This window comes from Rhizobium sp. R693 (assembly GCF_002211315.1).
In the GTDB taxonomy this organism is placed as follows: Bacteria; Pseudomonadota; Alphaproteobacteria; order Rhizobiales; family Rhizobiaceae; genus Rhizobium.
The window spans coordinates 374896-388293 of the sequence record NZ_LOKY01000012.1 but is presented as its reverse complement, the minus strand read 5'-3'; the positions used below and the strand labels follow the sequence as shown (position 1 = coordinate 388293).

General features: G+C 60.9%; 13 protein-coding genes, 1 tRNA gene and 1 pseudogene. 9 read left to right on the top strand and 6 right to left on the bottom strand.

Features of this window, described 5'->3' with window-relative positions:
- Positions 1-35 precede the first annotated feature (35 nt).
- The 3 genes from ATY79_RS13840 to ATY79_RS13830 are packed head-to-tail and all read left to right on the top strand — an operon-like array spanning position 36 to position 3752.
- Entirely contained in the window at positions 36-950 is a 915-nt protein-coding gene (locus ATY79_RS13840; protein ID WP_088692626.1) for a sugar ABC transporter permease, read from the top strand.
- On the top strand, positions 950-1813 hold the full coding sequence (locus ATY79_RS13835; RefSeq protein WP_088692522.1) for a carbohydrate ABC transporter permease: 864 nt from the start codon (positions 950-952) through the stop codon (positions 1811-1813). The genes ATY79_RS13840 and ATY79_RS13835 overlap by 1 nt, the downstream gene beginning before the upstream one ends.
- 25 nt (positions 1814-1838) lie before the next feature.
- Positions 1839-3752, top strand: a complete 1914-nt coding sequence (locus ATY79_RS13830; protein ID WP_088704202.1) for a beta-L-arabinofuranosidase domain-containing protein — start codon at positions 1839-1841, stop codon at positions 3750-3752.
- A gap of 29 nt (positions 3753-3781) precedes the next feature.
- Here ATY79_RS13830 and ATY79_RS13825 read toward each other — a convergent pair whose 3' ends face one another.
- Positions 3782-4525 (bottom strand): type 1 glutamine amidotransferase, encoded by a 744-nt coding sequence (locus ATY79_RS13825; protein WP_088704150.1) that lies wholly within the window; start codon positions 4523-4525, stop codon positions 3782-3784.
- A gap of 118 nt (positions 4526-4643) precedes the next feature.
- On the opposite strand from ATY79_RS13825, the gene ATY79_RS13820 reads away from it, so the two are divergent.
- Positions 4644-4940 carry a SelT/SelW/SelH family protein gene (locus ATY79_RS13820; protein ID WP_088704149.1) on the top strand — a complete coding sequence of 99 codons (297 nt, stop codon included), beginning with the start codon at positions 4644-4646 and terminating at the stop codon, positions 4938-4940.
- Between the two features lie 2 nt (positions 4941-4942).
- On the opposite strand, the gene ATY79_RS13815 is transcribed toward ATY79_RS13820, so the two are convergent.
- Complete coding sequence (locus tag ATY79_RS13815) at positions 4943-5305, bottom strand: BA14K family protein (protein ID WP_245306826.1); 363 nt, start codon at positions 5303-5305, stop codon at positions 4943-4945.
- Between the two features lie 241 nt (positions 5306-5546).
- On the opposite strand from ATY79_RS13815, the gene ATY79_RS13810 reads away from it, so the two are divergent.
- Positions 5547-5631, top strand: a tRNA-Leu gene (locus ATY79_RS13810).
- Positions 5632-6049: 418 nt separating this feature from the next.
- Complete coding sequence (locus ATY79_RS31965) at positions 6050-6319, top strand: hypothetical protein (RefSeq protein WP_348627567.1); 270 nt, start codon at positions 6050-6052, stop codon at positions 6317-6319.
- A gap of 87 nt (positions 6320-6406) precedes the next feature.
- On the opposite strand, the gene ATY79_RS13800 is transcribed toward ATY79_RS31965, so the two are convergent.
- From ATY79_RS13800 to ATY79_RS13785, 4 genes are all read right to left on the bottom strand, one after another.
- Complete coding sequence (locus ATY79_RS13800; protein WP_088704147.1) at positions 6407-6916, bottom strand: nucleoside kinase; 510 nt, start codon at positions 6914-6916, stop codon at positions 6407-6409.
- Between the two features lie 266 nt (positions 6917-7182).
- Positions 7183-8955, bottom strand: a complete 1773-nt coding sequence (locus ATY79_RS13795; protein ID WP_088704146.1) for an adenylate/guanylate cyclase domain-containing protein — start codon at positions 8953-8955, stop codon at positions 7183-7185.
- A 188-nt stretch (positions 8956-9143) separates the two neighbouring features.
- Positions 9144-10343: an aromatic amino acid transaminase gene (locus ATY79_RS13790; protein WP_088704145.1), complete on the bottom strand. Its 1200-nt coding sequence runs from the start codon at positions 10341-10343 to the stop codon at positions 9144-9146.
- A gap of 22 nt (positions 10344-10365) precedes the next feature.
- Positions 10366-11277 (bottom strand): DMT family transporter, encoded by a 912-nt coding sequence (locus ATY79_RS13785; protein WP_088690941.1) that lies wholly within the window; start codon positions 11275-11277, stop codon positions 10366-10368.
- Between the two features lie 116 nt (positions 11278-11393).
- On the opposite strand from ATY79_RS13785, the gene ATY79_RS13780 reads away from it, so the two are divergent.
- The 3 genes and pseudogenes from ATY79_RS13780 (at position 11394) to ATY79_RS13770 (ending at position 13194) form a co-directional block, all read left to right on the top strand.
- Positions 11394-11849, top strand: a complete 456-nt coding sequence (locus ATY79_RS13780; protein ID WP_088690942.1) for an Lrp/AsnC family transcriptional regulator — start codon at positions 11394-11396, stop codon at positions 11847-11849.
- A 95-nt stretch (positions 11850-11944) separates the two neighbouring features.
- A pseudogene (locus tag ATY79_RS31540) lies at positions 11945-12181 on the top strand (type II toxin-antitoxin system RelE/ParE family toxin).
- A gap of 110 nt (positions 12182-12291) precedes the next feature.
- A complete protein-coding gene (locus tag ATY79_RS13770; RefSeq protein ID WP_088704201.1) occupies positions 12292-13194 on the top strand; it encodes a HEPN domain-containing protein in 903 nt (300 codons plus the stop codon).
- Positions 13195-13398 lie beyond the last annotated feature (204 nt).

The following is a 13398-nucleotide window of genomic DNA, read 5'->3' as shown; positions in this document are numbered from 1 at the left end:
GGCCGATTTTATCAGGAATGATGCGGAGTGTTTCGATGACCGTGACGGGTCGAAAGCAGACAGCATGCGTGCGCAGACGTGCCCCACGACCGGAATGGACGGGCCTTCTCTATATCGCTCCGGCGATGCTTTTGGTGATCGTGTTCTTCGTGCTGCCGGTGGGCTTCACCGCCTGGATGAGCCTTCACAACTGGCCGCTGATGGGGGCCCAGCGCTGGATCGGCTTCAACAACTATCTCCGCATGTTCAATGACGGCCGCTTCGTCGCGGCGCTGAACTTCACGGCCTATTATACGGTTATCGTGACGATCCTGATCTTCGCGGTCGCCTTTCCGCTTGCGCTTTTTGTCGAGCGGCAGCGGGCCTTCGTCAGCACTTATCGCACCGTTATCTTTCTACCCGTCGTCGTCGGTCTGGCGTCGGCGTCGCTATTGTGGGTGTGGCTCGCCAATGTCGACAGCGGTTTCATCGGTCCCGCCCTGAAGGCACTCGGACTGGTCGAGAAGAGCCCCAATCTGCTTGCTACCTTCGACAGCGCGTTCCTGACGATCTGCGTCATGGTCGTGTGGAAGATAGCCGGCTTTACAATGATCATCCTGCTGACAGGCCTACAGGCGATTCCGACCGATCTGACCGAGGCGGCCGTCGTCGATGGCGCCAACTGGTGGCAGCGCTTCCGCTTTCTGACGCTGCCGCTGATGCGCCGCACGATCGCGCTTGCGCTGATCATTTCCGTGACCGGCTCGATTCTCGCTTTCGATCAGTTCTACATCATGACCTCTGGCGGACCGCAAAACCGAATGATCTCCGTCGTCTACTACATCTTCAACCAGTCGTTCGTGTCCTTCAATCTAGGATACGGCGCGGCCCTCTCCATTGCACTTCTGGCCATTCTCGTGGTCATCAGCGTTGTGCAGCTCTGGCTGCTGCGTGTCGGGGAGGAGCGCTGATGAGCCTCGTCACTGGTCGCAAGCGAAGCCGTGTTATCCGTGCGCAGGCCGCCTATCACGGCACGGGTATAGCCATCGCCATCTTCTTTCTCGCTCCGTTTGTTATCACCCTGCTCGCCTCGCTCCGGCATGGCACGGAGGCGCGGCTGCCGCCGCTGCCGCCATGGCCGACGAGCGGCATCAGCTTCGATTCCTATCGCTCGCTCGACAGTTTCGGTGCCGGCATTTTGCAGCACACCCTCAATTCGCTCATCGTGTCCGTTGCGACAGTGGTGCTGACCGTGGTCATCAGCCTGCTCGCCGGCTACGGTTTCTCGCGCTATCGTTTCCCGATGAAGAACGTCTTCTTCATCCTGATCATCGCGACGCTGATGATCCCCTTCCAGTCGATCCTGACGCCACTCTTCATCATCCTCGCCAAGCTCGGGCTCAACAATTCACTGTTCGGTTTGACGCTGGTCTATGTGACCCTGCAACTGCCGTTCTCGGTGTTCATGATGCGTAACGCCTTCGACGCGGTGCCGAAGGAGATCGAGGAAGCAGCCCGTATCGACGGCGCCCATGACCTGAAGATGCTTGTGTTGGTCCTGCTGCCGCTCGTGCTGCCGGGGGTCGCGACGGTGGCAATCTTTGCCTTCCTCAACGCCTGGAACGAATTCCTGGCTGCGCTCGTGCTGCTTTCCAGCAACGAGAAATACACGCTGCCCGTCCTGATGATGGCCGTGCGCGCCGGTCGTCTGGGCGCGATCAACTGGGGCGCCGTGCAGGCGGGTGTCGCCGTCATGACGATCCCCTGCCTCATCGTTTTCCTGCTTCTGCAACGCTACTACATGCGCGGGCTCATGGCCGGCGCAGTGAAATGACTTTTGAAGAAAGATGGATCAAGCCATGAACAAGTTGAAAAGAGACCGCCAGTTTCGTCCGCTTCCCGTGCCTGATGTCGATGTGCATGGCCTGTTCGGGGAGCGCCAGGACGCGATCTGCGACGGCACCGCTGAAACGCTGCTCGACCGCTGCGTCGAAGCGGGCATGCTGCAGGCGATCGACGTCACCAAGCCGAGTCCCGGCGTTGTCATCCCGATCGGTCCCTGGGGTGGCTCGACGCAGATGTTCTGGGACAGCGACCTCGGCAAGTCGATTGAGACGGTTGCCTATTCGCTCTATCGCCGCGCCAATCCCGCACTGGAAGCCCGCGTCGATGCCATCGTCGACATGTACGAAAAGCTGCAGGACAAGGACGGCTATGTGAACGCCTGGTTCCAACGAGTTCAGCCCGACCGCCGCTGGACCAACCTGCGCGATCATCATGAACTTTATTGCGCCGGTCACCTGATGGAAGGTGCGGTTGCCTACTATCAGGCCACCGGCAAGCGCAAGTTGCTCGATATCATGTGCCGCTTTGCCGATTACATGATTACCGTTTTCGGCCACGGCCCAGGCAAGATGCCGGGCTATTGCGGCCACGAGGAAATTGAGCTGGCACTGGTCAAGCTTGCGCGTGCGACCGGTGAGAAGAAGTATCTGGACCTTGCCAAGTTCTTTGTGGACGAGCGTGGCACGGAGCCGCATTTCTTCACCGAAGAAGCGATCCGCGATGGCCGCAGTGCAGCCGACTTCCATCAGAAGACTTATGAATACGGCCAGGCGCATCAGCCGGTTCGCGAGCAGAAGAAGGTCGTCGGCCACGCCGTTCGCGCCATGTATCTCTATTCCGGCATGGCCGACATCGCGACCGAATACAATGATGACAGCCTGACCGGCGCCCTCGAAACCCTCTGGGACGACCTGACGACCAAGCAGATGTATGTCACCGGCGGCATCGGGCCGGCCGCCGCCAACGAGGGCTTCACCGACTATTATGATCTGCCGAACGAAAGCGCGTATGCCGAGACCTGCGCCTCCGTCGGCCTGGTCTTTTGGGCAAACCGCATGCTCGGACGCGGCCCGAACCGCCGCTATGCCGACATCATGGAGCAGGCGCTTTATAACGGCGCAATGGCCGGCCTCTCGCTCGACGGCAAGACGTTCTTTTACGAGAACCCGCTGGAAAGCGCCGGCAAGCACCACCGCTGGATCTGGCACCATTGCCCCTGCTGCCCGCCGAATATCGCCCGCCTGCTCGCCTCGATCGGCTCCTATATGTATGGGGTCGCGGACGACGAAATTGCCGTCCATCTCTACGGCGAAGGCAAGGCCCGGTTCAAGATTGCCGGCACGGATGTCGAGCTGACCCAGAAGACCCGCTACCCCTGGCATGGCGCGGTTCACTTCGACATCAAGGCAAGCAAGTCGGCGCGGTTTGCCGTTTCGCTGCGCATTCCTGAATGGGCAAATGGTGCTACGCTTGCGGTCAATGGTGAGCCGATCAGCATTGGCTCTGTCGACGTCGATGGCTACGCCCGCATCGGGCGCGAATGGCGCGATGGCGACAAGATCGACCTCAACATCCCACTGGAAACGCGCGCGCTCTGGGCAAACCCACTGGTGCGTCAAGATGCCGGCCGCACCGCCCTGATGCGCGGCCCTCTCGTCTATTGCGTCGAGGCGACGGACAACGGCGCGGGCCTGAACGGGATCCGGCTTGGCGAGGACATATCGGTGAAGACGGCGGAGATCGCCGAGCTCGGCGGTGCGGTCGCGCTCGATATTCCTGTAACCAAGGATGAATCGGATTGGGGAGCGACGCTCTATCGAACCAAGCCGCCGGCTGCCGAGAAGGGGACCGCGCGCTTTGTGCCCTATCATCTGTGGGACAACCGCGCGCCGGGCGAAATGCTCGTCTGGATACGCTCCGCCACTTAATTCTGGCTAGGGCATGTCAGGTCGCCGACTTACGCGTCGGCGACCACCGCCTTGGGCAGTGATCGCGCTTCGGCGCGGATCATGCGCACCCAGTTGCGGCCGATGGTAAGGCCGGCGGCATCTGATGCCGCGGCATGGGCAGCGGCCAGCGCCGGGTAGCGTTCATGCCAGCCCGGCTCCATCTCCTCGATCGATTCCGCAAATTCGCCCTTCCAGCTATCGATGACAGATGCGCTGGCCTCGAAATGGAACTGGGTGCCGTAGGCCGCGCGCCCGATACGAAACGCCTGGTTCTGCGTGAGCTCGCTGACTGCAAGCCGCGTCGCGCCCTGCGGCAGCGTGAAGGTGTCGCTATGCCACTGGAATGTCTTGAAATCGTCTGTGAGCCCCGATAGCAACGGATCCGCCTGCCCATCCTCTGACTTGGCGACCGAGTGCCAGCCAAACTCCAATCCGGCATTCAGGTGGTTTTGCGCACCGTAGGCGCGCGCCAGGATCTGCGCCCCGAGGCAGATGCCGAGCACCGCCTTGTCGGCCTCCGTGAAATCCCGCATCAATTGTGCAAGCGCCGGCAGGTAGGGATAGTTCGCGTCGTCGATCGCATTCTGTTCGCCGCCGAGCACCACGAGCGCGTCGTGATCAGCAATGCTTGTCGGCAGCTTGCCGTCGATCCACGGATGGAAGCGCTCGATCTCGGCGTTCGCCTCCAAAAGCGCCGTCCCGAGCGACCCGAGCGGCGTGCTCTTCATGTTCTCGATGACGGCAACCCGCATCAGCGTCTCCTGTCCGATCTTTAACCAGGAGAGGAACACCAAGCGCTTCGTCATTGCAATATGGATTGCGGAAGGACACTGCAGTTCTTAAATCGGGATGACGAAAGGAAGCCCTGCCATGAGCGACAAGAAAGCCCGCGTGACGATCCTCTACTGCACCCAATGCAACTGGCTGCTGCGCGCCGGCTGGATGGCGCAGGAGCTTCTGCAGACCTTCACCGACAGCATCGGCGAGGTGGCGCTCATTCCTGGTACCGGCGGCAACTTCGAAATACGCGTCGATGATGCGCTGATCTGGGAGCGCAAGCGTGACGGTGGCTTTCCCGGTCCGAAGGAGTTGAAGCAGCGCGTCCGCGACATCATCGAACCCGGCCGGGACCTCGGCCACGTCGATCGCGCCTCGCTGGAAAGCTGAGCCTAGTCGTAAGGTGAATTGCAGGTCTTGTAGATGCCTTCGTAGGTCAGGAACCGGTCGGTCTTCGGATTGTAGGTCCGATACTGATTGCGGCACCAATCGACGTGGAATTGTCGTCCTTGCGTCTTCGGCTGCACCGTGCGCACTGGCGGCGGATCGTAATAAAGCGGTGCCGGCCCCCGTGCGCCTGGCCGATAGTAGGTCGGGCCGGTGGCCGTCGGCGGTCGATAGTTGGGCTGGACGTAGGACGGGCGGAACGATTGCACCGGCCCGAAGGTAAAGCAGCCGCGCGCATCGCACATGGTCGACCCCACACGGACGATGTCCGATTGGCCGGTGGCGGATGAAAAGGCGCCAAGCGGCATCGCAAAAGCCGCACAGGGCAGCAGTGAGAAGAGCGCAATCAGGCAGAGGTTGTGAAGGCCGGGCATTTAGACGATCCTTTCTTACTGCACATATAGGGCGGATTGTGTCGATCGCTACCGCCGCCTCAGATTGCACCGTCGTCAGCATGCACCGGCATCAACGAGTTTTTTGCTGCCTGTCAGGAAAACTTCAAAAACCCTGTTGACAGCAAGGTGCCGCGCCCGTACATGGCTCTCCGTCGCCCAGATGGCGGAATTGGTAGACGCGCAGGTTTCAGGTACCTGTGCCGCGAGGCGTGGAGGTTCGAGTCCTCTTCTGGGCACCATTTCCTTTTGATCACTGCCAGGATCAAATACTCAAGTCTTCCCAAGAAGTTGCGCATTTAATACCTTGTAACAAAGGTTCGCAGCAATGCGCCTGGGCTTGGCAAGCCCGATGATCTCCAAAGGCTCTTCAAAAGCGAATACCTGCCACATGGCTCTGCCGCAAAAATCTTGCTGATGTCCGAAAGAGCGCCGAAGATTTCAGCGAGATTTCTGATGAGCGATTTCAAGTGGTGCCCTTTCGAGGTGAGGTGATTTTGTGGGCGGTGCGGTGGTATTGCCGTTATTGGTCCTTCGTTACTCCTAACTCTGGCATTGACGAAATCTCGAAGGCTGCGAGGAGGGTTGGTAAGGGGAACGCCCTGCGCCTGTGCTGGCGATCGTTGCGCATCTCGACGACCGGACGCTGACGGTTCGCGTTTGCCGATCACCCACACGCCGCCTGACAATGGAGAAGATGCGATCGAAATTCCGCCGGCGACGAAGCGACAGCTCCGGCTCGACGACGAGCGTTCCTGGATCGTCCTGACCGAGAGCAACCGCTTTGTTTGGCCGGGGCAGGATATCCGACCGGTCGATGGCGGGATGGGGTATATCGGGCTTTGCCGCCGGCGCGTCGGTGAGGTAAAGCGCCGCTTCGTCGAACTGGCACGATCGCAACGGGGCTGCTCCTCGCATATTTGCTTTTGAATCATTCACTTCCGATAAGAGGTACTTATCGAAAGCGAGGGGTCCCGGAAACTGGAGTTCGGGGTCCGATCACAAACCTGCCGTGCTTCAGGTGAGTTTAGCGAGGATATCGTCGACGACACTTGGGACGGTATTCGCCGTGTCGATATTATTGCCGGCAGGAAGATGCTCCCGGTTACGATGGTAGCGGAGTACCAGCTCCCGCTCGGCCGGCTCGAAGCCCGGCTCATTCGGCCGCCCATCTAGTCGTCGGTTCAACGTCTCAACGTCGATGTCGAGTACGAAAACCTCATCGAACAGGTCCAGGAATTTGTGAAAATTGCGCGAACCGCCACAAAAGAACGTGGCAGGATGGGTGGTGTCGGCAGCGATAGCTCGGACCTTGTCGACAGACCAGATCCAGTGAGTGTATCCCCAAGCGATGCGGTCTGCCCCTTCGGGTGGTCCTGCGAGCGCCTGGCCTGTCTCGGGGTCGCCGACATAGGCCAAAACGCGGTCACCATGGACGACATGGTAGCCCCGCCGCTCCAGTTCGGTAGCGACTGACGTCTTTCCAGTACCCGAGCCGCCTTCGATTAGATAGTTCTTGATGCCCATGGGCCCTTTTTATCACGGCCTTCAATCCGGTGAGAAGACACTCTGCCTGGGTGTGCTCCGTCAACGAGCTCACCTGATAAAGGTTAGCATTCGGTACATTCGGATTAAGGGTGAACGTCTGGCGGGAACGCGCCCCATGTCGGCCCTAGAGGGAGGCTTCGCACCTTCCTGGACGCAGACCTTGCTGTCGATCACACCCGCACTGGCTATTGCTCATCCTCCGTGCAAATGGCGGCAACAGGTTCAAGATCGGACACATGCACCCGTCATTGTATGATCCCGGCATTGCGTAGCCCCTCCAAGACGAGCTCGAAATGGGCGGGGTTCTTGAAAGGCAAGACTTTGCGACGGTATTCCAATGAATAGTCGGGATTGACGCGCAACACCTCTTGCCACCTCGCGCGAGCCTCTTCGAAACGGCCGAGGTGTCCGTAACAGGCGGCCAGAAGCGCGCGCGAGACATCGGTGACGGGGTTGCGGCTCACGCGCTGCAGCAACAGTTCGACGGCCTCTTCGTACCTTCGCAGTTGAAACAAGGCCAAGGCCTGAAAGTGGAGAACGACATCCGGAAAGTACGGGTTCAGGACCCTCGCCCGATCGAAATAGGCGAGTGCCTCCTCGGATCTGCCTGAATAGATTAGTGCCTCGCCGAGGCTGACCTGCCCTTCGGCGAAGTTCGGATTGAGGACTATCGCACGCAAGGCCTCGCTGATGGCTCTATCGTGCTGTCGCGAGTAAAGCTTGACCACACTCAGTGCCCAGTGGGCCACGGGATCGCTATCATCCCGCGCTACCGCCAGCGTCGCAGCCTCTTCGGCTTGCTCGATAGAGCGTTGCGGCGACTCGCTCCACCGGTTCAGGTAGTCGAGCCCGTGGGTAAGGGCGAGGAAGGCGTGCGCTGAGGCGAAGTTCGGGTCCAGTTCGACGGCATGTTGCAAAAGGTCGCGGGCGTCTCTGTTCGTTTGCTTGGTCAGCCGGTGCCACAGCTCCCTGCCACGCAAGAAGCAGTCATACGCCTCAGGGTGCCGGGTCTGCCCCGGCGCCAGTCTTTGCCGATCGCCCTCTGTCAGATTGACCGCCAGCGCGCCGACGATCTGCTGCGTGACATCGTCCTGAACCGCGAATATGTCGGTGAGCTCGCGATCGAACCGCTCCGCCCACAGATGCCCGCCGGTGGTTGCGTCGATGAGCTGCGCGGTGATGCGTACCCTGTTCCCCGATTTGCGTACGCTGCCCTCAAGTACATGCCGCACGCCGAGCTTCGTGCCCACCTCCTGCACCTGGACGTTCTTGCCCTTGAAAGTGAACGACGAATTGCGGGCGATGACGAAGAGTTGCGACAGCTTCGAAAGCGCCGTGATGATGTCTTCCGAGATGCCGTCGGCGAAGTAATCCTGTTCGGCGTCACCGCTCATGTTGGCGAAGGGCAGGACGGCGATCGACAGCTTCGGCGAGGCTGCAGTCGCCGGTTGACTCGTCGCGAATTCCGAGGTTGCGACTGCCTTGGTCCGGGCGCTGCCGACTTGCAGCGAATAGACCCGGATCGGCTCGGCGATGTTCTTGAGTTGCGTGTTGCCGAGATCGCTGACCGAGAGGTCAAGCCTCGCTTTGACTTGGCGATAGGCATCCTCGGACAGGCAGATCGCGCCCGCTGCTGCGACGCCCTCCAATCGCGAGGCGATGTTGACGCCGTCGCCCATCAGATCGCCGTCGCTTTCCTCGACGACGTCGCCCAAATGGATGCCGATCCGGAACTCGATGCGACGGTCCTGCGGCACGCCGTCATTGCGCTCCACCATACCGTTCTGCACCTCAAGGGCGCAGCGCACGGCGTCCACCACGCTGCGGAACTCGACCAGCGCACCATCGCCGGTGCGCTTCACCACCCGGCCATGGTGCACGGCGATCGTCGGATCGATGAGATCGCTGCGCAATGCCCGCAACCTCGCCAGGGTGCGGTCCTCGTCGGCGCCGGCAAGTCGGCTGTACCCAACCACGTCCGCGGCCAGGATTGCAGCCAGCTTTCGGGTCTCGCTCATGGCGCCGTCTCCTCACTTCCACGATAGCAGGGAGACAGAAGGCGAGAAAGAACTTTGAGCCGCTGCTCGGAGCGATCTTGGTTGAGATCGTGTTGGCCATGGTTCATGTGGACGCAGCCGAGTGTAGCCCCACGCAATTGACTGCCGCACATCATCACTGCCGACGAGATTGCAGCGGGCGCCAGCGCTCAACGTAAATTGGCAACAGCAACGTTTCTCAACACCGCACAGAGCGCGGCGGCCAGCCTGTCGACCTGATCCGGCAGCAGCCCGGCGATATTGATGCGGCCGCTTGCCGTGCCGTAGACGCCGAATTCCTCGCGAAGCCTGGTCATCTGATGGCTGTCGAGGGGCAGCAGCGAAAACATGCCTTTCTGCCGGCACAGCGCCTGGAACTTGGCGGGTGCCCCGTGTTCGCGGAGTGCTGCGCCGAGGTCGCGGCGAATCCCAGCGACCCGACGGCGGCTGATCTCCAGTTCCGCAAGCCATGCCCGAGGGTTTTCGAACAGGGCGGCGGCAATGGCGGCGCCGTGCTCAGGCGGCATGGAGTAGCTGGCGCGCGCTATTCGCTCCAGCGTGGCGCGGATGTTTGAGAGCGGCTTGCTGTCGGGCGCAATCACCATAGCCGCGCCGGTCCGCTCGCAATAGAGGCCCATGTTCTTCGAGCAGCTCGCGGCGACGAGAAGAGTGTCAAGCGCGCCGGCCAGCAGCCTGAGGCCCGCCGCGTCTTCCTCTACACCATCGCCGAAGCCCTGATAGGCCATGTCGACCATCGGTGTAAGGCCTTTGTCCTTGCAGAAGGCTGCGATCCGGCGCCACTGCTCAAGCGACGGATCCACGCCCGTGGGATTGTGGCAGCAACCATGTAGGATGACCACGTCGCCCTTTCGAGCCTCATCGAGGTCGGCGAAAGCGGCTTCGATATCGAGCCCCGTGTCGTTTTCCTGCCAGCGGAACGACTTCACCTGCAGTCCTGCCGCGGTCATGATCGGGCGATGGTTCACATAGCCGGGATTGGTATTCCACATGGTCGCGTCCGGCGAAACAAGGGCGATGAAATCGGCGAGCACCCTGAGCGCACCCGTCCCGCCGACTGTCTGGATGGTGCATTGACGCCCGAGCGTCTCGGTGTCTGCCCCCAGAAGGAACGCGGAAATTCCCTCGTTGAAAGCCATGTTCCCGGACAGGGCCCTGTACGACTTGGACGCGGCTGCGGAAGCAAGGCGGGCCTCGGCCTCCTGAACGGCGCACATCACCGGCGTCTCCCCCGACGCATCGCGATAGACGCCGACGACGAGATCTATCTTGTCCGCACGGCGATCATGCCGGAACGAACGGATCAGGGCCCACAACGGATCGGGTTCGGCGATTGGCAGAGCGGCAAGCATTCGTTCCTCCATAGGGCCTGATTTAGCGACGGTTTGCGAGGATCACGCCAGTGGTGATAACGGCAATGCCGGCCGCGGTTGCCACGGTGAGCGGCTCGCCAAGCACCGGGATCGCAAGCAGGCTGGCCAGCGCCGGTGCGAGCGAGCCGATGGTCGCGCTTCTGGCTGCACCCAGCCGGGAGATGGCAAACGCATAGCCGACGGTCGAGACAAGGCCGACGCCGAGCCCCTGGACCAGGATGAAAGGCAGGGCCTGATGCAACGTGAATTGCCCGACATGCGTCGTGGCGACACCGGCGAAGAGCATGGCAATCAGAACGACGAGCGAGCACACCGACAGCAGCAGTCCGTTGCCGATAGCATCGACGCCGGTTCGCTTGAGACCGATCGTGTAAGCGCCCCAGACAAGGCTTGCGATCAGGAGCAGGCCGACGCCGCGCAACATTTCGGCGGTGATGGCATACCGTTGTCCGGCAACGATGCCGAAGACACCTGCAAGGATCAGCGCAAGCGGCAGCCACTGCTTCCTCGGCACGCCCCGACGCTCGATGAGGGCGGTCAGCACGGCCACCGAGAGAGGGGTGGTTCCCGCAATCAGGGCGCCGACATAAGCCGCCGACGTCGTCCGCGCTCCTGCCGAGACGATCAGGAAGAAGGGCACGCCGCCGAGCAATACCAGAGCCGCGTCCCTCGGCCGAACTTTCATCAGCGCAGCAAGCCTCTGCGGTATCGCCGGCAGGAGAGCGACGATCGGGATCGCGAAGCGGATGACAGCGACATCGGCGGGGGCGAGCGGCGATGCGCCCATGGCCCGCATGGTCAGCGCGAAGCCCGCCCAGATCAGCACCACGACGGAGAGAACGAGATAACCGACCGTCGTCGGAGAAAGCAATCCGTTCCTGGATTGATGGAAATCTGACGTGATGTCGGTCATTGCGGGCCTCTTGGTTTCAATGACATCGACAATATGCTTCTCCGCGTATCGATTTCTTGCTATTTCAGTGGCGTAGACCACGAGGTTTGGCAGAATCTGCTAGCAATGGGGCGAAAATGGACGAAAAGGACAGGCAGATCATTTGGGCGCTGCAAGGAGAGGGCCGGCTTTCCAACCAGGAGCTCTCCGAAAAGGTTGCGCTCTCGCCGTCGCCCTGCTTGAGGCGGCTCCGCCTTCTCGAAGAGGCCAAGATCATCAAGGGTTATACGGCGATCGTCGACGAGGAGGCCTATGGCCTGCCGATCACGGCCTTCGTCCGGATCAGGCTCGAGCGTCATTCCGAAGCCTCCGTCGCGGCCTTCGAACGCAAGGTGCGGATGATCGACAATATCCAGGATTGCTATGTAATGACCGGCGAAGCCGACTATCTCCTCAGGGTCCTGGTCGAAAGCCTCAAGGACTACGAGCAGTTCGTCCGGCATCAGTTGCACAGCATCGAAGGCATTGCTGCGATCGATACGAGCTTTGCCTACGGAACGGTCAAGAGAGCATCAGTCTTTCCCAAGCTCTGACCAAATCCCGAGGCACCGCAAACGATCTCTTGATCGGGATCGGCAGGCGGACAGTTCACTGCGTGATCCGGCTCGGCCCATGGCGCGAATGACACATTGAACGTGACAACCCGAAGGCGGGCGGTTCACGTCGACGAGGAAATCGCGCGAACCGTCCGTCGCCTCCTTGATTTTCCCGACGCGGTCGACCTGGCCGAATTGAGGGAACGCGCGAACTGGTAATTCCGTGCACACCATACATCGCAGCCTACATGCTAATGGCGGATCGGATACGCATTCTTTGTATTTTGCATGGCGCCCAGATTTGGCCCTTCGAGTTCGGGGACGAGTAAGCGCGCCATCGGCGTATGCGACCGAAGACCTCTTGCGCTTTTGCCATCGGCAGTAGAGAATCTTGCGCATTGCGGTATTGGTAATTGCAGAACACAAAGGGCAGATTGCCTTGATCATTCCTGAACAGCTCGATCATCTCCCCGACAAGAAGCGCCGTGAGCTTGCCCGCGTCGTTGAGATCATCTTCGAGGAGTTCGAGGACGCCCAGAAGCACAAGCTGTCGGACAAGGCCCGCGCCGGCCGCATCCTGAAACTGATCCTGTTTGGCAGCTATTCGCGCGGCGACTGGGTTGAGGATCGTGACAGCGGCTATCGTTCCGATTACGATCTGCTGGCCGTCGTCAACGTCGAGAGCTTCGCCGAGGAGAACGACGTCTGGCAGACGATCGACGATCGGCTGACACGGGAGTTCGCCGTCACCGGCCATCTTAAGACACCGGCCAAGGTGATTGCCCATAGCCTCGCCGACGTCAACGACAAGCTTTCGCGCGGACTGCCGTTCTTCATGGACATCGCCCGTGACGGGATCGTGCTCTATGAAACGCCCGGCCATCCGCTGGCCGCGCCGAAACCGCTGACACCGGAGGCGGCTCGCGTGGAAGCGCAGCGGCATTTCGAGCAGTGGTTCCAGCTATCGGCAGACGCACTCAAAGTTGCTGAATTTAGTCTCTCCAACGACATCTGGCGTCACGGCGCCTTCATGCTGCATCAGGCGACGGAGGAAGCGTATCATTGCGCCCTCCTCGTGCTCACGCTCTACTCCCCGAAGTCGCATCGGCTGAGTGTGCTTCGCACGCATGCCGAACGGGTCGAGCCGCGGCTGATCGAAGCATGGCCGCGCGACAGCAAGTTTGCCAGGCGCTGCTTTACCCGGCTCGACCGCGCTTATGTCGACGCCCGCTATTCGCCGCATTACGAGATCACGAGCGAGGAGCTGGCCTGGCTGGTCGAGCGGATCAAGGTGCTGCAGTCTCTCGTCAAGGATCTCTGTGAAGCGCGCCTGCGCCGTTAAAGCGCCTCACGACGAGGCCCTAGGACGACGGCGGCGTTGCCGGCAGATGGGCTCACCGCCGGATAGGATTGTGAGCTGCTATCCCGCTCCCTCGCTGTCGATGCAATCCAGTCTTTGCGGAGCCGTTGTCCAGCGGGTCTTATGCCGTAAACCAGCAGCCACGCGGCCGAGAGTTGCCAAGTGAAAGCCGCTCCACAGCTTCCT

What these genes read in the sequence shown, in the direction of transcription:
- ATY79_RS13795 (WP_088704146.1), bottom strand. Translation starts at nt 8,955, where the DNA reads ATGAGCGAGACCCGAAAGCTGGCTGCAATCCTGGCCGCGGACGTGGTT.
- ATY79_RS13830 (WP_088704202.1), top strand. Translation starts at nt 1,839, where the DNA reads ATGAACAAGTTGAAAAGAGACCGCCAGTTTCGTCCGCTTCCCGTGCCT.
- ATY79_RS13785 (WP_088690941.1), bottom strand. Translation starts at nt 11,277, where the DNA reads ATGACCGACATCACGTCAGATTTCCATCAATCCAGGAACGGATTGCTT.
- ATY79_RS13825 (WP_088704150.1), bottom strand. Translation starts at nt 4,525, where the DNA reads ATGCGGGTTGCCGTCATCGAGAACATGAAGAGCACGCCGCTCGGGTCG.
- ATY79_RS13820 (WP_088704149.1), top strand. Translation starts at nt 4,644, where the DNA reads ATGAGCGACAAGAAAGCCCGCGTGACGATCCTCTACTGCACCCAATGC.
- ATY79_RS13780 (WP_088690942.1), top strand. Translation starts at nt 11,394, where the DNA reads ATGGACGAAAAGGACAGGCAGATCATTTGGGCGCTGCAAGGAGAGGGC.
- ATY79_RS13815 (WP_245306826.1), bottom strand. Translation starts at nt 5,305, where the DNA reads ATGCCGCTTGGCGCCTTTTCATCCGCCACCGGCCAATCGGACATCGTC.
- ATY79_RS13835 (WP_088692522.1), top strand. Translation starts at nt 950, where the DNA reads ATGAGCCTCGTCACTGGTCGCAAGCGAAGCCGTGTTATCCGTGCGCAG.
- ATY79_RS13790 (WP_088704145.1), bottom strand. Translation starts at nt 10,343, where the DNA reads ATGCTTGCCGCTCTGCCAATCGCCGAACCCGATCCGTTGTGGGCCCTG.
- ATY79_RS13840 (WP_088692626.1), top strand. Translation starts at nt 36, where the DNA reads ATGACCGTGACGGGTCGAAAGCAGACAGCATGCGTGCGCAGACGTGCC.
- ATY79_RS13800 (WP_088704147.1), bottom strand. Translation starts at nt 6,916, where the DNA reads ATGGGCATCAAGAACTATCTAATCGAAGGCGGCTCGGGTACTGGAAAG.